This window comes from Bradyrhizobium sp. UFLA05-112, from assembly GCF_053572325.1.
In genome coordinates, this window is the sequence record NZ_JBANBK010000035.1 from 61,672 (window position 1) to 81,658 (window position 19,987).

The 19,987-nt window shown below is 56.8% G+C and carries 16 protein-coding genes and 2 pseudogenes; 12 read left to right on the forward strand and 6 right to left on the reverse strand.

Translation table 11 applies throughout. The features are described from left to right. Positions 1-707: 707 nt before the first annotated feature. From SO180_RS21100 to SO180_RS21115, 4 genes and pseudogenes are all read left to right on the forward strand, one after another. Positions 708-908 carry a hypothetical protein gene (locus SO180_RS21100; RefSeq protein ID WP_449380752.1) on the forward strand — a complete coding sequence of 67 codons (201 nt, stop codon included), beginning with the start codon at positions 708-710 and terminating at the stop codon, positions 906-908. 18 nt (positions 909-926) lie between these two features. Further along, a pseudogene (locus tag SO180_RS21105) lies at positions 927-1,196 on the forward strand (hypothetical protein); the annotation flags it as partial. 1,896 nt (positions 1,197-3,092) lie between these two features. Beyond that, positions 3,093-3,947 (forward strand): electron transfer flavoprotein subunit beta/FixA family protein, encoded by an 855-nt coding sequence (locus tag SO180_RS21110; protein ID WP_449380753.1) that lies wholly within the window; start codon positions 3,093-3,095, stop codon positions 3,945-3,947. Positions 3,948-3,995: 48 nt separating this feature from the next. Then, positions 3,996-5,243: a dicarboxylate/amino acid:cation symporter gene (locus tag SO180_RS21115; RefSeq protein WP_449380754.1), complete on the forward strand. Its 1,248-nt coding sequence runs from the start codon at positions 3,996-3,998 to the stop codon at positions 5,241-5,243. Between the two features lie 173 nt (positions 5,244-5,416). Here SO180_RS21115 and SO180_RS21120 read toward each other — a convergent pair whose 3' ends face one another. Then, positions 5,417-5,539, reverse strand: a complete 123-nt coding sequence (locus SO180_RS21120; protein ID WP_449380755.1) for a hypothetical protein — start codon at positions 5,537-5,539, stop codon at positions 5,417-5,419. A 720-nt stretch (positions 5,540-6,259) separates the two neighbouring features. Here SO180_RS21120 and SO180_RS21125 point away from each other — a divergent pair. From SO180_RS21125 to SO180_RS21140, 4 genes are all read left to right on the forward strand, one after another. Further along, positions 6,260-6,595 carry a hypothetical protein gene (locus SO180_RS21125; RefSeq protein WP_449380756.1) on the forward strand — a complete coding sequence of 112 codons (336 nt, stop codon included), beginning with the start codon at positions 6,260-6,262 and terminating at the stop codon, positions 6,593-6,595. 428 nt (positions 6,596-7,023) lie between these two features. Further along, positions 7,024-7,440, forward strand: coding sequence for a DUF7694 domain-containing protein (locus tag SO180_RS21130; protein ID WP_449380757.1), 417 nt, complete (start codon positions 7,024-7,026; stop codon positions 7,438-7,440). A 593-nt stretch (positions 7,441-8,033) separates the two neighbouring features. Then, positions 8,034-8,486, forward strand: a complete 453-nt coding sequence (locus tag SO180_RS21135; RefSeq protein WP_449380758.1) for a response regulator transcription factor — start codon at positions 8,034-8,036, stop codon at positions 8,484-8,486. Positions 8,487-8,777: 291 nt separating this feature from the next. Further along, entirely contained in the window at positions 8,778-9,431 is a 654-nt protein-coding gene (locus tag SO180_RS21140) for an FkbM family methyltransferase (protein ID WP_449380759.1), read from the forward strand. 439 nt (positions 9,432-9,870) lie between these two features. Here the strand turns inward: SO180_RS21140 and SO180_RS21145 are convergent, their stop codons facing one another. Together SO180_RS21145 and SO180_RS21150 are read right to left on the reverse strand one after the other, a co-directional pair. Then, positions 9,871-10,266 carry an H-NS histone family protein gene (locus SO180_RS21145; protein ID WP_449380760.1) on the reverse strand — a complete coding sequence of 132 codons (396 nt, stop codon included), beginning with the start codon at positions 10,264-10,266 and terminating at the stop codon, positions 9,871-9,873. 152 nt (positions 10,267-10,418) lie between these two features. After that, a complete protein-coding gene (locus SO180_RS21150) occupies positions 10,419-10,685 on the reverse strand; it encodes a hypothetical protein (protein ID WP_449380761.1) in 267 nt (88 codons plus the stop codon). Positions 10,686-12,464: 1,779 nt separating this feature from the next. On the opposite strand from SO180_RS21150, the gene trpD reads away from it, so the two are divergent. From trpD to SO180_RS21170, 4 genes are all read left to right on the forward strand, one after another. Then, positions 12,465-13,481, forward strand: coding sequence for an anthranilate phosphoribosyltransferase (gene trpD / locus SO180_RS21155; protein ID WP_449380762.1), 1,017 nt, complete (start codon positions 12,465-12,467; stop codon positions 13,479-13,481). Positions 13,482-13,486: 5 nt separating this feature from the next. After that, positions 13,487-14,314 carry an indole-3-glycerol phosphate synthase TrpC gene (trpC, locus tag SO180_RS21160; protein ID WP_449380763.1) on the forward strand — a complete coding sequence of 276 codons (828 nt, stop codon included), beginning with the start codon at positions 13,487-13,489 and terminating at the stop codon, positions 14,312-14,314. A 190-nt stretch (positions 14,315-14,504) separates the two neighbouring features. Further along, positions 14,505-15,005 carry a flavin reductase family protein gene (locus tag SO180_RS21165; protein WP_449380764.1) on the forward strand — a complete coding sequence of 167 codons (501 nt, stop codon included), beginning with the start codon at positions 14,505-14,507 and terminating at the stop codon, positions 15,003-15,005. A gap of 69 nt (positions 15,006-15,074) precedes the next feature. Further along, a complete protein-coding gene (locus tag SO180_RS21170) occupies positions 15,075-15,374 on the forward strand; it encodes a hypothetical protein (protein WP_449380765.1) in 300 nt (99 codons plus the stop codon). 94 nt (positions 15,375-15,468) lie between these two features. Here the strand turns inward: SO180_RS21170 and SO180_RS21175 are convergent. The 3 genes and pseudogenes from SO180_RS21175 to SO180_RS21185 all read right to left on the reverse strand — a co-directional run. After that, positions 15,469-15,711: pseudogene (locus SO180_RS21175) on the reverse strand (type II toxin-antitoxin system HicB family antitoxin); the annotation flags it as partial. A gap of 1,239 nt (positions 15,712-16,950) precedes the next feature. Beyond that, the gene (locus tag SO180_RS21180) at positions 16,951-18,015 is read right to left on the reverse strand and encodes an LLM class flavin-dependent oxidoreductase (RefSeq protein ID WP_449380766.1); all 1,065 of its coding nucleotides are present in this window, start codon (positions 18,013-18,015) and stop codon (positions 16,951-16,953) included. Between the two features lie 44 nt (positions 18,016-18,059). Next, complete coding sequence (locus SO180_RS21185; RefSeq protein ID WP_449380767.1) at positions 18,060-19,151, reverse strand: pyridoxal phosphate-dependent aminotransferase; 1,092 nt, start codon at positions 19,149-19,151, stop codon at positions 18,060-18,062. Positions 19,152-19,987: the final 836 nt, after the last annotated feature.

The following is a 19,987-nucleotide window of genomic DNA, read 5'->3' on the forward strand; positions in this document are numbered from 1 at the left end:
ACAGCCGCGCCAAGGGCGTCCCGGCGCGGCACTAGAGACACTGAACGCAGTTTCGAGCGATATTCCAGCGCCGAAAATCGCTGAGCAATCGATAGATAAAGTTGTGAAGTGCCACGACGCGAGCGAGTGAAATCCGTCGAAAAACGCAACCAAGTGCGGAATTTATGCGCCGATAGCGAGCTCCTTGCATTAATCAAAGTCGAAAGCTAGCTACATCCGGTAGGAACTCTACCTTTGTGCGGGCCGGTTGCTTGGGAGTCGACGAAATTGACGCGGGTAGTGCCCATCTTGAAATTCGGCGAAGCGCCATGGTAGCAGGATTTGGCCATTTATCTCTATTGCCTGGTCACCGCGCTTAAGACGCCAAGCAAAAAAAGCCTCCGCAGGACTGTTCTCAAGTTTGAGGTCGCACAGGACCAGTATTGAGGTCATTGAGAAAGGCCGGCAGGATATAAGGGAGTGCGAGGGCTGCAATCGAGCATTGCACGGGCCGCAGCAGAACTCCGAGAGTCAAAACTAGAGCATGCCGCAGCGGGAAGTGCGATCGAAGCCGAACGGGTTCCAAACGACGAATTAAGCAAACGCCTCCGGACTCTCTGAGACAGCTGGAAGAAGCAGTATTGGAAGATACGTGATCTATCTCACTTGAATTCAGGATCACGCGATCCGTATTATCTTCCTCACGAGACGACGGGGGAGATCTCCAAATGCTGGATACCGCTACCGCCGAGCTTCTGCGCGCTGTGCTTGAGGAGGTCTGCGCGAGCATTTCCCGATACGAGACGGGCGTCCGCGCACATGTTGCTGCTAAGCTTCTGGAAGCCGCAACCAGAGGCGAAAGGATACCCGGCCGCCTCAAACAGATTGGTGTCGAAGCGCTTCGAGAAGCACCGACCATGTGGCGGTAGACGCCGACAATAACTCAGGTGAATTTCCAGGTTACCGTTCTAAAGATTCTTGTGAGCTATCCGGACGGGTTCGCGTCGATGGCGGAGCTTAAACGCGATATGGCGATTTTAGCGACGAGCGGTCGAGACTGGGCCGCGCGTACCAAGAGAATGGCCGCTCGTGTCCAGAACCTCGACATCTTTTCGCAGGGGCTCATTGAGCGGATGAACGGTGGCTGGCGTATCACGGAAAAGGGCCGGGCCGTCCTCGATGTGATGGAAGCGCGACGGGTCGTGGTGCAGCCGGAGACGAACGTATCTGCTTCCGGGCAAACGGAAGCTGATAATGATCGATAGGCCGTGTCAATGATGGAAGCGCGGACAACGTGCGCGACGTCCAACTATGATCCGTTCTGCTGACGAGAGACGGCTTGACAGGTGATTGATTTCGTTCTGCGCATCGGCCATCGAAATTGCTGCGGATGAGTAAATCTGCGGCAATCGTTACGTCCGGCGACTTATGCGCCGATGCCACATGGAGCGGACCATTCGATGGCATCGATCGTCAGCTTACAGCAGCTTGCTGCTCTCGTGGTGTGACCGCGCTCTAATTTGAGTCAGCGGTCATGCCGGCCCCGCTTATGTTGTGGACGATGAAACACAATAGAGCGATCGAGGCGGCCCACAGCGCGAGGTGCTCCCACCAACATAACTCGCGCTCGGACGTGTCACGCGCGATGGCTGCGGCTAAGCCGCCTAGCGTCATTCCTGCCATCACCATCGCAAACAAGTCAACGCCTTCCATAAGCGCTCCGTTCGATGTGGCGTGCAAAATCTGCCATCGTATTCCTGTCGGTTGTTTTGCGTTTTTGCGTTTGCGTCTGACCAGCCTTGCTGCGTTCGAAGCTCATCGCGGTTCGTCTTGACGCGGGAGGGAGGCAGCCGCGGCTAGCTGCGCGTAATGAGCTACGACACATCCGGCGTTGGCTAGCCTGGTGCTTCCACGTTAGGAACATGAACGTCGTAGTCTTTGCTGTCGCTACACCTGGGCGCACGCCAGCTAAGCAAACCGGTGCGTCTGATCGAGAAAGCCGAGATCCGTCCAATTCTGTCCAGTATCATTGTCGCGCGGCACCTGTTGAAAGTTTGCGGACAGCCTGAGTTCGGAGACCTCATTCACCGGCGACTGCTTTGAACTAGCTACAACTTGACGTAACGTACGATTCAAGTCCCAGAGACCGATCGTGCAGAACTGTCCGTAAGGGCTCTGTTCGAGCGTTCGAGGACCTTGCATCGTACATGATAGGTACCGTCACCCAGTCCGCAGCTATCCACAATTGTGACTTGTGCCTGCCAAAATGGGAGGCTCAAGCGCTGTTGAGCGACATCAATGCGCTTTTCGGGCGTTCCCAACTACGGTGTATTTGTAGCCGAACAACCGACCGCTCGGGTTGCTGAGGTTATGGGCTCGGATTGCCGGACAGTCCGGGCCCCTCTCCTGCAAGGCATGTTCGAAGCGCAATCTCTACTGATGAATTGTTCCTCAGTGATCGAGGAAACACTGGCAAAGTCAAAAAGCCTGAAACGCCTCTGATGGAAGACAGCACGAGTCGAGGGTGACGCTGAGAATGTTGCACGATTGTACACTGTTGCCAAACCGAGCGTAGGACTACGAGCATCAATTGTTACGTTGACCACAATTCGAATGACGTTGATGTTTAGCAGCGGTCCATTCAAAGATGCTTGTACGAATTGCTTTCTGAGAACGGCGTTGTCGGTTGCGGCACGTTGCTTGCTTCTGCTCAAGGTAACATCGCCACTCAGTCTGGTGATGTAGGGGCGGGCCCGATGCGCCCCTGCTCGTGTGTCGGGCCCGCCCTGTTCTATTCTCTGAGCCAGGAACTCGCATCGACCTGGCGGCAATTCGCAATGACGCGGCCTAGAGTAAAAAGGCCGCCCGAAGGGATGGATACGCGTATGGAACGTCGGTACGAATCGCGGCCGCAGTATCGCTTGCCGCCTGAACCAGCGAGAAACTCTGTCGTCGTACCTGCGACGGATCGTCGAAATTGTTAAGACATCAACCGACGCCTTCAGTTGCGTCCGCGGCAGCCCATTGCCTCGACAGTCGAACTGTGGAAGCCGTCTCTGGTATGAGACTGGCTGGTTTACCCCAATTCCTCGCATCTTTTGGAGAAATACGCGATGCACAACGTCGTTTGCATAAAGCAGGTTCCGGACTCAGCGCAGATTCGCGTGCATCCCGTAACGAACACCATCATGCGCCAAGGCGTACCGACGATCGTCAATCCTTACGACTTGTTCGCGCTCGAGGCTGCTCTGGAGCTACGCGATAAGATTGGCGGCGAGATCACCGTTCTGACCATGGGGCCCCCCGCCGCCGAAGACTCGCTGCGAAAGGCGCTGACTTTCGGTGCAGATCGCGCCGTATTGCTCACCGATCGTGTGTTCGCGGGGGCCGATACGCTAGCGACCACTTACGCGCTCGCGACGGCTATTCGTAAGATCGGAGAGGAGTACGGCCCGCCCGACCTCATATTCGCAGGCAAGCAGACGATCGACGGTGACACCGCTCAGGTTGGGCCAGGTATTGCCAAGCGGCTCGGAGTGGTTCAACTCACCTACGTCGCTGAGATCACGAACCTGGATCTCGCGGCACGCGCAATCGAGGTAGAGAGACGCGCGGAAGGCGGCGTGCAGGTGCTGCGCACGAAGCTTCCATGTCTCATCACCATGCTAGAGGCGACAAACGAGATCCGTCGGGGCGGCATGAGGGACGCTTTGCGTGCGGCACGCACTGACATCGCAAAATGGAACGCACAGGACGCTGGTGTGGCAGATATCTCGAAATGTGGTCTTAAGGGCTCGCCGACTATCGTTAAGCGTGTCTTTGCGCCCCCGAAGCGTGCTGAGAAAGCAATGATGGTGGAGGGCGCCGAGCAGCCTGTACCAGCGTTGATCGACGCGATCTTTAAGCACCGGCCAAAGCTTGAAACTGAACTTGCAGCCCTGGCACACGCTTCTGATTCGAGGTCGTAGCGATGGGCCGTTGAAATCTCTCACGACTGTCGCGGCGCGGTATTATCCATGAAGCCTTGGTACAAAATTCTCTACGCCCAGGTGCTGATTGCCATCTTCCTGGGCGTTATCGTCGGCTGGCTGTGGCCCTCGGTCGCCACCAACGACTGGGTCAGGGCGATGGGAGAGGGCTTCGTCAAGCTGATCAAGATGGTGATCGCCCCGATCATCTTCTGCACCGTCGTCTCCGGCATCGCCCATATCCAGGACGCCAAGAAGGTCGGCCGCATCGGCGTCAAGTCGCTGATCTACTTCGAGATCGTTTCGACCTTCGCCCTTTTGATCGGGCTTATCGTCGGCAATCTCGTCAAGCCGGGCGCGGGCTTCGGCAGTGGGGCGGCCAGCGCTCTGGCGGTCGCAAGCTATGCCAGGCAAGCCGAGGGACAGAAGACTGTCGACTTCATCCTGCACATCATTCCCGACACCGTGGTCGGCGCCTTCGCGCAGGGCGAAATCCTGCAAGTGTTGCTTTTCTCGGTGTTGTTCGGCTTCGCCATCATGGGGCTCGGGGAGCGCGGCCAACTGATCCGCAACTTCATCGACGATGCCGCGCACGCCGTGTTCGGCGTCATCTCGATTGTGATGCACGCAGCGCCGATCGGCGCGTTCGGCGCGATGGCCTATACCATCGGCAAATTCGGCACCGCCGCGATCCTCAATCTGATCGGGTTGATCGCGACCTTCTACGCCACGGCGGCGCTGTTCGTGTTCATCGTACTCGGTACCATCGCGCGGGTCGCCGGCTTCTCGATCTTCAAATTTCTCGCCTACATCAAGGACGAGCTGCTGATCGTGCTCGGCACCTCGTCCTCGGAAAGCGCACTGCCGTCTTTGATGGAGAAGCTGGAGCGCCTCGGCTGCTCGAAATCCGTGGTCGGCCTGGTGGTACCCACCGGCTATTCGTTCAACCTCGACGGCACCAACATCTACATGACGCTGGCGACCCTGTTCATCGCGCAGGCGCTCGGCGTCGATCTCACCTTGGGCCAACAGATCACCATCCTGGTGGTGGCCATGCTGACCTCGAAAGGCGCCTCCGGCATCACGGGCGCCGGCTTCATTACGCTTGCCGCGACGCTCGCGGTTGTCGATCCGCGGCTCGTGCCGGGCATGGCGATCGTGCTCGGCATCGACAAGTTCATGAGCGAATGCCGCGCGCTGACCAACCTTTGCGGCAACGGCATCGCCTGCGTGGTCGTTGCCTGGTGGGAGGGCGAGCTCGACCGCAAGAAGCTCAATGGGCGAGTTTGCCGGTAGATCGATCGGCGAGCATCATCGATTAGGCGCTCCCCCGCGCTTGCTGGCCGATGATAGGACGAGCACGAGAGCGACAAGTTCGTTACGGCTTGGCAGTTGGATCGGCACGCGCCGATGATCTCTGCGCGTCGGCGGAAGAAGCAACAGCGCACGTTGCAACCGCACCGTGAGAGTTACACGATGGTGCCGTCGTCGAACCATGAATAGCCGAAGATGCCCGGGATCTCGGTTGTCAGAATGGCAATGTCAAAACCGTAGAGAATTTCAAAGCCACATTGAATTTGATTGAGCCGCAACTTAGCCGATTTCCACATCATCTTGATAGTTCGGGGACATGGCGGCTGGCTTATCGAAGAAGCCGAAGGCGCATCTTGAGACGGCAGCATTGAGGTCTAAGTTAGGCACTGCACTAGGTCGCAACGGAGGCGCTCTGCGGCCGCGCTGCAATACGTCAAAGCTATCTCCGAAGAAGCTCCGTTAACGCGTCGATCGCTTCAGCCGAGCAACGCATATCCTCAATTTCCTGAGATATCATAAGGGCTCTTGCGCGAATAGCCGCGATACTGGAGAGTTCTGGAGCATGACATTCAAGTGCGTCCAGGCGTTGGCTCAGTCGATCTAGCTGAGACTGAAGTCGCTGGATGTCCGCGTCACGACGTGTTGGAGAGTTGAAGGCCCAGGTCCGCCGCGCTTGCATGATTTGTCCCCTTCTTTAGCTCCCGCCACCTTCTTAGCACGGTTCATGGCCGGAATGGTAAACCATTGTAAAGAGCGAAGCGGTTTGAAGTCGCACCAATCCTGATCTTGTAGCTGCCAAACATCTCAGCTGCTGTCGTCGCGCCGAGCAGTCGCTGGCCGGTAGACAAAAAGTGTGACCGGCCTCATGGAATGACTTGAACCTGACGTAGCGTCAAGTTGTAGGATTAGAGACAATCGTGGGTGACCCGTAGGTCAATTCAGTCGGAGAGAGCTGGTTGCCCGCTACGTCAAGCACCTGTGTAGAGCGTTATGATTGAATGCGCGACGAAGAAGGATCAGCGAAATCCGGGATGCTACTGGTGACAGCGCGCGTTTCGAAGCGCCTGCACGCGGTGGCCATGCAGGAGAAAGCAGCCATTGAGTTGGTGCAGGAGCAGCCAACTCCTCCGGTGTGGCCGTTTGGCGACCTCGGTTGCCGGCAGAAGGGTGCCGCAAGTTATAGGATGAGGTCGATTGAAGTCGCCACCGGTCAAATGGCCACAGCCTCGTCTCGGCCGGTCGAGCGCGCCACCGCCACGACGTTCCCCTACTGCCCAGCCGAGACAGCAATGGCTTGGTCGGACGATGGCGGCGCCAACATGTTGTCTGAGTAAACTGATGCGTTGCTTCATGCGCACCTAAGAAAGCTCGAGCCGAGGTCGGGTCGTCCACGGATCGAGCGACCATGCCACCGAGAGCGGGGCGAGAGTAGCGTCCAAAAGCGTTGTGCCAGGGACGCCTGTCTATCCTCAGCGCGATCGCGCCTCGCCCCAAGTCGTGAACCGTTCGCGACTTGCTGGGCTGTCCGCGCGGAACAACGGCGCATCCCATCGGCGCACAAGGTAGGCGGATTGAAAGGTAGGGATGTCTGGCGGCTTTATCGAAGGACGGGGTGCGTTGCGACATGTGCCCTGCACATCATGACAATACAAGGAGCTTACTGCCATTACGTGGCAGTGCTTGCCTGAAGCGAAGAAAGAAGGTTCGAGCAGAACGTGATCTGCGTTGGATTCAACTTATCTGCCAGGCAGAGGGAGGTAGCATGAGAGCACGGATTGGGAGCCAGCTCGAGGCTGGTCGCGTACATCATGGACAATTCGCCAGCCCACCCGGATCAGGTCCTTGTGGTCTTTTCTTTGTCCAGGGGCCCTGTGGCTGCAAGCTCAGGGTCATTGGATTGCTCCGCCCGCGCTGGGAGCATGTCTCCGTCTCAACACCGCGGCGTTGTCCGAACTGGCAGGAGATGTGCTTCGTCAAGGACCTTTTTTGGGATGAGGAAGAGTGCGTGATGCAGCTGCATCCGCCCCAGTCCGAATACGTGAACAACAGCCGATACTGTCTGCATCTCTGGAGGCCGACTAGCCAGGAAATTCCGATGCCCCCCTCGGGGTTTGTGGGCATAGTTGGGCTTGGCCCTTCCGAAGCGGCTACGCTGGCTGCACAAATGCGGGTCAGGTAACCCTGACCATGGAGCGGTCTTAGAGCTCGCACGATCATGAACTGGGGCTCATCCCGATCGTGACGTATAGCGCGCTGCCCGCAAGATCGGCCGGAAGAATGCAATTGATCGCCAATTGTTCCGCTTGGTGGCCTTCAAGAATTTCGCGCTGGGATCGATAATTCATCGCGCTCGGCAGTCATCCTTTTCGTGTGCTCGCCCGCTTTATCTACGACGGCGAACCCATCCACTGTTCGGATATAATCTATCAATACAATCGATTTTACGAACTACCGAGAACCGCTGATAACAAATGCCGATGAGACTTTAACTCAGGCGCATCGGAATGATTGGCAACGAAAAAGAAATCTCAATCGAGGTCGGATGCCAATTTAGAAGGTGTTTTCGTGGACCAGCAGAAAGCGCGCCAGATGCCCGTGGTAAACGACTATCGGCAAACCTTCGTATAGTGTTTCCAACCTCTTCGATGTTGGCCTCCTACCTCCGTACAATTGAGCCCCCCTCGACGGCACTTTAGCCTCGCGACGAAGGCGAGAGTTGTCGATTTAAGGTGTCTAATGTTTCTTCAAAAGGATCGTGTGGAGTGCGGTCAGGTGGCGCGTCACGTCGCGCCCAAGTTGCAGAAGAAGTCCTTCCTTGATCTGGTCCGAATGGCCCATACGCTCGATATCATCGCCGTTGTGTGCGACGAACGGGCAGTCCATCAACCGATATTGGAGATGCTTATCTCGGCAGGCTATGTGCCAGATCTGTTCCACAGTGCAGATGAATTTGTGAATTCGAAGCGTTTCATCAGCACGTCTTGTTTGATCTCGGACATGCAGTTGCCGGGCGCAAGTGGACTAAGTTTATACGAGCGCCTTGTCGCATCCGGAAACGCGATTCCCACCATTCTTGTTCTCGCAGGTCCCGACGACGACAGCCGGGCTCGCGCGCTGCAAGCCGGAGTGTCGCGATTCCTGCACAAGCCATTCAGCAATAGCGAACTGCTCGCGTGCATCAAATCGGCACTCAAAGACCAGACGACGCTTCGGAGCCGCGCTTGAATATTGTTGTTCGCAACTTCCAGAGTCGTCCCTCGTGTGTGACCAGTACCGTGGACGCCTGACGGCCGAATGGGTGCAAGGTTATGATCCGCCGAACTCGAAGGGCTTCAAAGCGACGAGCTGCCTTTCCAAAGATTCGAGTTCGAAAAGGCTAAAGCGTCGGAGAAACGATGGCTGAAATCACCACATGCGGGGATATGCGCACGTCAAGACGTGCAGTGGAAATAGTTCCGGCGCTCAGAGAAACTCTACCGAAGCCCAAAACCGCAATTTCTGCGAAAGGCCTAAAGCATGCTAGACCCTAACCCATTAGAAGTACACCGCCAGATCGTTTCACGTCTGGGAAATCCAAACCCCGTTATCTTGGACATCGGTTCTTATGACGGAACTGATACGCGACGTTTTCTCCAGCTGTGCCCAGAAGCGCGGTTCTATTGCTTTGAGCCCGATCCTCGAGCGGTCCTTCGCTTCAAGAAGAACATGCAAGACCTCAACAATGTGAAGCTATTTGAGGTCGCGATCAGCGATCGAAATGGCCGGATTGAATTTCATCCAAGCAATGGGGATGGAGAGGCGGAGGGATGGGATCTGTCGGGCTCAATACGTCGGCCAAAAAACCATCTAGCTGAGTACGATTGGGTTCGATTCGATCAGCCAATTTCCGTCGAAACCCGGAGGTTGGATGACTGGAGCAGCGAAGCTAACGTAAACAAGATTGATTTGATATGGATGGATGTTCAGGGAGCAGAATCCGATGTCATCGCTGGTGGCGGACGTACCCTGAGCAATACGCGCTTCATCTACACGGAATATAGCGACCGGGAGCTTTACGAAGGGCAGCTATCCCTGCAAGCCATTCTCGAGCTCCTACCATCGTTCGAAGTGGTGACTCTCTATCCCCGCGCAGTGGAGGGTGACGTATTGCTTCGGAATAAAAACTGCTAACTCGGATTCGGCCTTCTGTTTGCCGCAAGGTATGTTCGCTATCGAGCGCAAACAGAAGGCCGACAAGTCGGAATAGGCTTCTTAGTCAAACGCATGATCCCCGGTACGTGACCTCTACTCCGCCGTCGAGCCGACAGCTATCCCTCCACTGAAGGGCGTTGGCGTCCCAAGAGGTGACCCGAAATCGTAGGTTAAGGGGGTATTGAAATCATAGAATCTTTGCGTCCTCGTGGGCTCACCGCACGGGGTGCTCGCGTTATTCTATCGCTAAGCCAGAAGGTGCAAAAATTGCGAGTCGAAGCCTTGGCGATGCCGAGACATTGAGCACCTGTGAGACGTGCGGGAAGCAGCCCGAGGTCGGTCAGAGACGATAAGCTCAGATGCGGTAAGCACGGACGCATCGAGTTGAGGCAGCCATGATTGACTGACCTGTCAGGCTTTAGTGGCGACGTTTTCGCGCAGATTGATCGATGAGGAAATCATCCAGTTTCCGACCCGCACGAATTTGCGGGCTGAGCCATCGGGGTAATCTGCCACGCCCTGACCAAGTTTGCGCTGGGTTTTTCGGGTTTCGATACTTTGGCCGCACTGGCGGGTAGGGGCGGCGCTCACGGGTGGGCCGGGCAACCTTGTCGACCCCTCCGATCTTGCGCAGCCGCTCCTCTAGTTTGACTTTTTCTGCCGCAATCCGTTGAGCGAGAGCCGCAGCCACCTTCTCGTGGAGACTCCACAACTCATCGACGGTCATTGACTTCAGGTCATTCATTTTCATTGCGATCGGCCACTGCGGGGAAATCTCATCGTGCATTAAATAGCGGCGTGCGAAGTAATACACAAGGCGCGATTCCAGAGTGGCAAAAGAACGACCTCATGAAGGACGCCGCAAATGAAGAGCTGGAAGCAGCGCAACGTTGCTGGAGGGGCGAGGGGAAAAACAATCGATGCCCTAAAGCTTGATGCTTCAACGACGTTAGCGCCTATGTGAATCTACTGGAATGCAAGTACTGGTCCACATTTTGGACCGAGCAATCTCACTCCACGAGCTATATGGCTACCACGCGGCGGCTCAGCATATTCAACCCCATCAATCCAAAACGACATATCCTCAATGGCAAGCTGGGGATTAAAGGTCCATCCGGTCTGGACGGCTTTCACCACTGCGAAGGCCCTGCGTGATGAAAATGAATCCGGAATGATGACATCAGCATCCTGCTCACATGTTGAGAGAAGCTCAATAAGTTCTTTGACCTTCATTTCGTAGCCTTCGCATCGCAGTTGCGCGGGGGTGTCCATCGATAGGTTGTGAAGGATCGGTGAACCGCCCGTCAAGCTGCAAGAAAACCGATTACAATCAAGCGACGCTCTCTAATCCTGAGTCCGGGGAGACCGTTCCATCTCCGCGTGCGGCCTCGAGGGCATTTCGGCGTTCAGGCGCCTGTCGCGATAAATCCGACAAGTGGATTTGACGGCCTGCTACTGAAGACCTTCCGATTCTCGGTTCCGAAAAGCGACGTTGGTGAGGGGCGGATGTTTCCCGCGTGGACCGTAATGCCAGCAACAGTCATCGGCCGCACAGTTGGTTCGTTCTGGCCGACGAGATAGTGCGACCAAGGTAACGCCTTCAAATACGGTGAGCGAAGTGCCCCGACGTCACCAGTTCGTCCCGGGCAGGGCGCGCTTTGAGTGAGGTTGCGACGGCAGTTGCCTCCGCAGCAGGACTCTCCGGCCACAGGGCTTGAATCGGACCTAGCGTCAAGTTGTATGATGCCAAAATGACTTCAACCCAAAAAGAACACGAAGGGCCGTGTCATGATGTCCTTGTTGCCGATCCAAAAAAGCGCAACCGCTCTGCAAACTGAGAATTCTCAATGACTGCAGTTTTCGTTTTACTATCAATCCTGTTCATAGGTTTCGCAGCAGGGTACACCCTGCGCGCATGGCGTTCTCATAAGCGGCGTGAGCGCTACCGTTTACACGCGGCCTCATTTCGTCCCATTTCCCGCGTTTCAGAACGTCCTATTCAATCGCCCAAGCGTAGAGCATATTGAGGCTTGGTGATCGGAAGCGGAGCTCGAGAAAACCTTGGGCCGAGCCAGATGATGAGGAAGTGCAGCCCAGGCGATTGACACGGAAGATGATGTTCCGGCTCATCGGTAGCTACGGGCCTTTCCTTTGATGATTGCGGGTCCTTAATGCGACACCTCGCTTGCGAGCCTCGCGTCATCCACCCGCAGTGCCCCCGCCGAGTGCACCGGCGGGGGTCTCCTCTTGAATGCCCTGTTGCAAAGCGAGGGCGAAACAGCCACCTGGGGCCATTGAAAAGCCAAGACGGTTGGGCAGGGCGATATTGAACAAGGAGATGACGTCAGATTGAAAGATCGACGCCAATCTTGCTCGGGCAGCATCCCGTCTGGAGATTGCGATTTCAGACCTCGGCAATTGCCATCGCCGCGCCGTTGACCAAGTGCGCTGGTCCATTCCTGGTATTTGGCAGGCGATTTCTCTCTGTTTGGTCGCGCGCGTTGCTGCTCAATCGCAGTCGCGGCGGAACAATTGACCAAGGTGCGCCAGGCGAGGCGCGCAGTGATCGCAGCTGGCGCTAGGCGCTTAAACCCGCACGCGACGACATCCCTGGCGCTCCAGGCGGAACGAATCGCCCGATGGCAAGATCGAGCTCCGCAGAGAGGAGCGTCGAGTGTGAGTAGTTTGGCGAATGTTAGCCAGACGGACTCACGCCGGTTTCGAGAGCGCGCCTCTCATTTGCCAGTGGCTGGTCTTTCCGTTCGCTGAAATCGCTTGAAGCTCCCGCAGCGTCAAGTTGTAGGCTTCAAGAAATCGATCGTGACCACGCGCCACAATAGCGCATGTCATGCACGTGATTGCTAATCTGAAGGTGCCGGCTGTGGTGGCAACGAGATCTGAAGCATCTTGCAGTCGGTTTCGGACGGCGCCAACGACAATTGCCGCGATCTACGAGGCCGCGCCTGCCCGTTCCGGAAACGCCAGCAGCAACTCCGCTCAGTCCGAGAGCGCTTGATGGATCTCAAATTGATCATGGGCAAAGTCGCCAGCGGCGCCCCCCTGAGCCACCAGGAAATGGCCCTGGCATTCGACAGTATGCTATCCGGCGCGGCCACGCCCTCGCAGATGGGCGCTTTGTTGCTGGCGCTGAGGGTGCGCGGGGAGACAGCGGAAGAAGTGGCCAGCGCAGTTTCCGTGATGCGCAGCAGAATGCGATCGGTCAGTGCACCGCCCGATTCGGTCGACATCGCGGGCACAGGCGGTGACGGTTCCGGTTCGCTCAACGTCTCAACGTGTGCTTCTTTCATTGTGGCGGGTGCCGGCATTCCTGTCGCCAAGCACGGCAACCGCGCCCTATCCTCGCGCTCAGGCTCCGCCGATGTACTGGCCTCGCTCGGAGTGAAGATCGATTTGGAGCCAGAAGAAGTCGCCCGCTGTATCCGGGATGCCGGAATTGGGTTCATGTTTGCGCCGACCCATCATCCGGCGATGAAGAACGTGGGTGCAACTCGCGTCGAACTCGCGACCCGCACAATCTTTAATCTCGTCGGGCCCCTCTGCAATCCTGCCTGCGTCAAGCGGCAGGTGATCGGGGTGTTTTCGCGCCGGTGGGTGCAGCCTCTAGCGGAGGTTTCGAAGAGGCTTAACGCGGAATCGGTATGGGTGGTTCACGGTTGCGATGGGCTCGACGAGATCACGCTCACCGGTCCCACTTTTGTCGCCGCGCTCGAAAAGGGCGAGATTCGGACCTTCGAGATGACGCCGGAAGAAGCCGGGTTACCTCTTTGCGGACGGGAGGGATTGAAGGGCGGGGACCCCGATAGCAACGCGGTTGCACTGCAAGGCGTGCTTGAGGGCGTGCGCGGCCCGTATCGCGATGTTGCTCTCTTGAACGCGTCAGCGGCCTTTATAGTGGCCGGACGGGCCACAACTCTGAAGGAAGGCGTGGCCATCGCACAGGCATCACTCGACAGTGGCGCCGCCGCCGGCCGCTTGAAGCTTCTGGTCGCAGTCTCCAATTCCAAATAGACGGCATGATCTATCCCGACATTCTGACGAAGATTGAGACATATAAGCGCGAAGAGATCGCAGCTGCCAGGCGGACGCTTCCGCGTGCCGAGCTCGACGCGCGAGCGCGCCGCTCGCCTTCGCCGCGCGGCTTTATCAGCACAATTCACAAGAAACACGCGTCGGGTAGCTATGCTCTCATCGCAGAGATCAAGAGAGCGTCGCCGTCGAAGGGGCTCATTCGCGCGGACTTCCACCCGCCATCGCTTGCCAGATCCTATGAAGCAGGGGGCGCCGCCTGCCTCTCGGTCTTGACGGACAAAGTGTCTTTCATGGGCGATCTTGACTTCATGGAGGCGGCGCGGGCGGCCACAAACCTGCCAGTTTTGCGCAAGGACTTCATTTTCGACACGTATCAGGTCATCGAGGCTCGCGCCCGTGGTGCCGACTGCATTCTGCTGATTATGGCGGCGCTGGACGACGGGGCCGCTCGTGACCTCGAAGCTGCGGCTTTAGCGTATGGTATGGACGTGTTGGTCGAGATTCATGATCGAGCAGAGCTCGATCGCGCCCTTAAGCTTCGCTCGAAGATGATCGGTATCAATAACCGAAACCTGCGCACCTTTGTGACAAACCTTAAAACAAGTGAAACGCTGGCGCCGCTCGTCCCGAAGGATCGCCTGATTGTCAGCGAAAGCGGCATCTGTGCGTTCGATGATCTGGCGCGGCTGTCGCGAGCCGGCGTCTCGACTTTCCTCGTAGGCGAAAGTCTCATGCGTCAGTCAGACCTCGCAGCAGCAACTCGCGCGCTACTTTCACCAAACCAAGCCGCGGCGAGCGGGTCGCGTCAATGACACGCAAAGTCTCCAGCCAACTGTTGCGGCACACTCTTATTCACTCCGAGAACGGTACCTTTCGCACGAACGCCTCGGATGCCGGCCTGGAGAGCCGTGAGCGGTGGGCAAGGCGAGGCCCGCATCCCGCGAACGATCGAACTTGGATGTCGATTCGTAGGGGGCTGCTGATCTTGGGTTGCCTTGTCAGATGAGCGATATTCGATCAATCGAGGCGATCGAGTTTCGGCAGGCCATGCGAAATCTGGCCAGCGGCGTTGCCATCGTGGCGACCGGATCGGCACTTGAACGGCGCGGGTTAACGGTGAGTTCTATCACCTCGATTTGTATAGAGCCCCCTTGTTTGCTGGTCGGCATTAACATCAATTCCGGGACTCACGATGCGATACTTGCGACCGGCAGGTTTGGCGTCAGCCTTCTTGCTATTGATCATCAGGAGATCGCTCTGCGATTCGCCGGCCGGGATGGCTCCCAAGGTCTCCAGCGGTTCGATACGGCTACTTGGGATCAGGGGATTCTCGACGTACCCCTATTGCAGGGCGCAATCTGCGCGCTCGAATGCCTCTTGCACCATTACCAGGTCATTGGCACGCATGGGCTATTTATCGGCCGAACCGTTGCGGTGCGCCCAGGCGATGGCAATCCGCTTATCAACTGTCGCGGCAAACTTCGAACATTGCCACATGATTGAACGCAGTGTTTGCAATGGCCTTTTAGCGTTGACAGCTAGACGTGTGGTTGAAATGGATGGAGCCAAGTCATGATCGTAGAATGCTCGCCCGACCGCGGCATCCGTCTGACGGAGCCGCTCGACTTTTCCGGGTTCAAGCTCGTTTTGAGAGGTGCGCTCGGTGTTCCACCAAGGCTCGGAGGAATTACCGTCGTTGATCAGGACAATGCGTTGGTTCCTATCGATCTAGTGCCGAACCTGCCTGGTCGTCCGAACGACAATCGAGATTGGGACGTGGCCTACAGCCAGATGGTCGATCGTGCCCGCGAACGAGGCTGGATCGATCTCAAAGTAAATGCGATCCGTGCACACATCGAAAGAGTGGTCTGAAGCCTTCACCGCCCGAGCCATCGCGCGAGACGCTCACGCGCGCACGGGCATTATATATTCAGGCGTATCACAGATCATGCCCTGCAGCCGCTGGCATGAGAACGGCGACGCTGTCCCTGTTCTCAGCGCTCGCCATGATCGCCTCGAGAGAGGGGGGCTCAGGTAAGGCCTCGCCGTCTGCTGCCATACCTTCCAGATGAAGGGCCAAGGCTTCAGCGGCCCTGGCGCGCGCATCGTCCAGATCCGTACCAGCGGTGCTCACGCCGGGAAGATCAGGAAACGAGACGCCGTAGTCGCTGTCCGCGTCCTTGTGGATCAAAGCAAGGTTGTATCTCATGAAAGCTGCTCTCCGGGCCGATCGCTCTCTCTATGCCTTTCATTTTCAACTGTTCAGATGCGTTTCCAGAACTCTCCCGGGAGACGTCGGATGAGTCCACGCAGCACCTCGTTCGTTGCTTTGGGCAAATCCGTTCGCCACTAGCGGATTGATATCGGTTGTAAACTGCGGGTCGTGGAGTCTTCAGATGCATGCTCTGCTCGAATAGAGCGGCCGAGTGACGTTCCTATTCGGGAACAAACAACCATAGACCGCGTTTCAACCAAGCTCGAGCTGTTTTGCAGATCGAGCAGAACGGCCTCAGCATTTGCCCCCCCGGGCCAACTGAGGCCGTTTTTGCTTGGAGCTAGTTGGACACGTCGGGTGGGGGTTCGGTCTTGAGTTTATCCGTCTTGCACTGGGTTTGGACGATTGCCGTACTTGCGAGCCGGACGATCGGGATATTTCGAAGTTTTCAGAACAGGTCCATCCTAAATGCCGCCTTGTCGGCATTCATTCCAGGTTACGGGTTCGTCTATTTCGTTGTTGGGAAGCGAACGTCGCAGCGCCTGGTCGAGCGCGAAGATCCGGCGCGCGCTGATTTCAAGACCTGATTGGACCCCGAGCGAGTCGCGGCTGATGCCCGCACAGCCAACCCGTACCACCGCCGGAAGTCCTGGGATTGACCTTGAGTGTCGGAGGCGAGACGCGGGTCGCCGCGAAGATCTGGCGTGCGCTGAATGCGCGGGAGGTTGATACCGCGACGAATATAACCGAGACTGGCTCTAGAACGATCGGAAACTGCATGACGCCCGTGATAGGCCTCGCTCGCTTGCGCATGTCGCATGATGGGCATTTCGTCGCGGAGGCGTTGACGGGTTTGGCGCCAGCAGGATTGCGAAGCAGAGGGATGAAGGTTTGACCCGACTAGAGGCTGTTCGGTGCCTCGTCGACCTAGCTCTCAGCAAGAAATCACCAAGAGCGCGTATCGCTAAGGGAAGGGTGTAGGAACGTCTGCGCTCGGTGGCGAGTTCGGCGCTCTGAACTTGCCCTCTGTCTTGTGGCGGCAGCTACCGGCCGCCGCCATTCGAAGGCGGCGCGCTGATGACATCGCATCGGCCATGCGCGAGGAGTACATGACGGGCCGCCTCGTCGGCAGCGGCGCCGCCGAAAATCACACCAAGACAAAGGTGTGAAGCGCGGCGCAATGAATAGATTAACGTCATGACCCAGCGCTAACCTCAAAAGATACGCCTGCAACTATTCGATCTCCATCGACCGACGACGGGCCTCACGTTTGGCCACGCCCGCAACGACTTCAGACCGAATGACGGTTGCAGTGTTCAATGAAGCATCTAGGGGAAGGTCACCAAATGCGAGCTGGCAGAGAAGATAGTTGGCACCCGCCTCTTCCAGATGATTAAGGAGCGTTTGTCGTACCGAAGCGGCCGTGCCCACAACGCACAACTCACTCTCGATTGCTGCATCGAAGGTCAAGGGCAGGTTTGATGGAGTTGGGATGTCATTTCGATCATAAAGGAACTTGAAGCTGTCGAGCCACCGATCGTAAGCAGGCTCTGCGAGTGAATAAGCGTCTGCTTCCGAATTTCCAGCCACGACCATTCGAAGCAAGCCAAGGAACGGAGACTGACCATTCGGGTCCGAGTGTTGCTCTCGATGCGAGCGATATGCGTCAGTTACCCTTCGAACGGATGATGCAGGTCCAACGCTGGCGATATTCGCGCCGATCTCAGCGGCCCAGCTTGCCGAGCCTGGTTGATTTACGGCGATCCATGTCGGCGGATGTGGCCGCTGATGAGGCGTTAACATCAGTGGAACGTCGTCCAACTGGAAATGGCTGCCTTCATAGGAGAGGGGGCCACCTCGCATGGCTTTAACAAGAATTTCGCTGGCTTCTGCATAACGCGCTGGCGCCGCATCTGCACTGACCCCGAAATATCCCAATTCAACCGGCAGGGAGCCGCGTCCGATGCCAAGCTCTAGCCGGCCGCCGCTCAAGTGGTCCAGCATACAGACCTCTTCAAATGCTCGCAGCGGATGATGAAGGCTAAGCAGCATGACCATCGGCCCGAAGCGAAGATGGGTTGTGCGTTGTGCGACGCTAGACAAGAACAGATTCGGCGAGGGGCTTCTGCCATGTGGAGTACAGTGGTGCTCAGCTAGATGATAAGCATAGAACCCCAGGCGATCGCATGCCTCGGCGAGCAGAAGGCGATCTGCATATTGTTGGGCGAGATCACGGCCATCCGCGTCCAGATGATCGAAGATGCCGAACGCCAGTGTTGAGGAAAAGGTATTATTCACTTGGCCACCTCGAGAATTGCAGCGGGAGAGCTGTCGGCTTGGCTTCAGAGTGACGATCTCGAAATGTCACTGACGGCCGAGAAAAGCGTATCCATTTGCCGTTCCGTGCCGATTGTAATGCGTACGAAATTCTCGAGACCGTTCTCGGGGAAGAAGGCAACAAGCACGTTCTGCCTCTGCAACGCGGCCTGCCACCAGGTCCCATCGTGTCCTTCAGGCACGCGGGCTAGCACGAAATTGGCTTGGGAAGGCAGTATAGTGAACCCAAGTTTTGATAGCTCAATTGTCGTTCGCTCTCTTTCAAGGACGATTTGTCGATGGTTGTCCTCGAATGTGGATCGATGTGCAATGATGCTCGCGCCGACCGCATGACCAATTACATTCATGTTGAAGAGGTTCTGCATGGCGCGAAGCCTGCCAACGAGCTCGGGGTGACCGAAGCCGAAGCCGATGCGAAGGCCAGCGGTGGCATAACTTTTCGAGAAAGTTCTCAGCAGCAGAACATTTGAATAGCGGTTAACGAGCCGTAGTCCGTTATCAGGCGCAAAATCGACATACGCTTCGTCAAGGACGATTAGTCGGTCCGATTGCGCTACGAACCTTTCGATATCGCCGATCGGAACGAATGTTCCCGTCGGGTTGTTGGGATTGGCTAGCACGATGAACTTGGCGTCTCTGGCTGGACCGAAAAGCAGTTGGTGCGTCGGTAGGGAATGGGCCTTACCCCACCCGATCTCCAGAAATTGAGCTTCGTGCAACATGGCGAGCTTTCGGTTGAACGAAAACCCCGGCGATATCATCGCGACGGTGTCGCCTGGAGCGAGGAACGCTTTGTAGATGAGACCGAGAAGTTCGGACGATCCGTTCCCAGCAATCACCTGATCGGCAGAGAGACCGTAGGCACAGGCAGCCGCTTCTCTCAAGCCGGCGTTATCATCTTCCGGATACAAATAATGCTGCTCAAGAGCCGCAATCGCGCTTTGCTTGATGATTTCCGGTAATGGGAATGGGTTCTCGTTCATGTTGAGTTTGACGCAATTTGCGTCAAGCGCGGCGGGCGCGGGCGGCGGAACGTCTAGCTGTTTTGCCACGTGTGAAAGGGACGAGAGTGCGCTAAGCAGCCTTGCGTCTGACATGTGGTCGCTCCGTCGAAAAGCATGGGTTCTGAGCATGGCGATTGTCCGATTTGAGTGACACTCTGGTGCTTGGCTCACGTGCTTGCGCACCAACAGGCCGACTTGCCTCTTCACAGTCAGACGGCCCAGGGCTTCATCCGAGTTTAGATGGAGATCCTAACAGTTGCATGAAGTGTACATCAAAACTGCAACTTGTGTAGACCCGATCGTGTTTTGCGAGGGGGCGATCCGGTCGGATTGTGCGCTTCCGCGTGTCAAGCGAAGGAAAATGCGCAACTTGGATTGCTGTTCAACCCCAGCGGAGGCCTATGACGGGACTGGAGTACCGCATCGATTTCTCGATGGAGGCTGTCGGCGGTGAATTCAGACAGAGCAGTGTCTGCTGGTCGGCAACGGCGGACCTCAAGCATGTCCGCCCCGTGGGGGCCGTGATAGCGTGGCCGCTTTCCTGCAAACACACACAGATGCACCCGGGCTCCTCCAAAGTGATCGAAGCGGATTGCGGACTGGCGCGGCGCCAACAACTGCGTTTGAGACATTCACAATCCTCGTTCGAACGTCATCGAAGGCCCCGATGCCCTACCATTTCTGGTAGTGTACAACTTGACCTTACGTTCGGTTCAAGGGGTTTCGATGGTCTTCGGACAATGTGTTTCACTCGCTACAACGTGACTCGACCGCGGTAAGGGTGGACGAAACCGCAAGCCAAAAATAATCTGGTCAAAGAAAAAGTGATCCACTCGTCGCAATTGCGCGAACGGAATAGCTCAGAGTCGTATTGGATCTTCATTCATCGCTCAAGAGACGTCACCGACATGCAGTCGCAGTAGAATTGC

Excerpts from the sequence above, each read along its gene's own strand:
- SO180_RS21100 (WP_449380752.1), top strand. The coding sequence starts at position 708 with ATGCTGGATACCGCTACCGCCGAGCTTCTGCGCGCTGTGCTTGAGGAG.
- SO180_RS21110 (WP_449380753.1), top strand. The coding sequence starts at position 3,093 with ATGCACAACGTCGTTTGCATAAAGCAGGTTCCGGACTCAGCGCAGATT.
- SO180_RS21115 (WP_449380754.1), top strand. The coding sequence starts at position 3,996 with ATGAAGCCTTGGTACAAAATTCTCTACGCCCAGGTGCTGATTGCCATC.
- SO180_RS21125 (WP_449380756.1), top strand. The coding sequence starts at position 6,260 with ATGCGCGACGAAGAAGGATCAGCGAAATCCGGGATGCTACTGGTGACA.
- SO180_RS21130 (WP_449380757.1), top strand. The coding sequence starts at position 7,024 with ATGAGAGCACGGATTGGGAGCCAGCTCGAGGCTGGTCGCGTACATCAT.
- SO180_RS21140 (WP_449380759.1), top strand. The coding sequence starts at position 8,778 with ATGCTAGACCCTAACCCATTAGAAGTACACCGCCAGATCGTTTCACGT.
- SO180_RS21150 (WP_449380761.1), bottom strand. The coding sequence starts at position 10,685 with ATGAAGGTCAAAGAACTTATTGAGCTTCTCTCAACATGTGAGCAGGAT.
- trpC (WP_449380763.1), top strand. The coding sequence starts at position 13,487 with ATGATCTATCCCGACATTCTGACGAAGATTGAGACATATAAGCGCGAA.
- SO180_RS21165 (WP_449380764.1), top strand. The coding sequence starts at position 14,505 with ATGAGCGATATTCGATCAATCGAGGCGATCGAGTTTCGGCAGGCCATG.
- SO180_RS21170 (WP_449380765.1), top strand. The coding sequence starts at position 15,075 with ATGATCGTAGAATGCTCGCCCGACCGCGGCATCCGTCTGACGGAGCCG.
- SO180_RS21185 (WP_449380767.1), bottom strand. The coding sequence starts at position 19,151 with ATGTCAGACGCAAGGCTGCTTAGCGCACTCTCGTCCCTTTCACACGTG.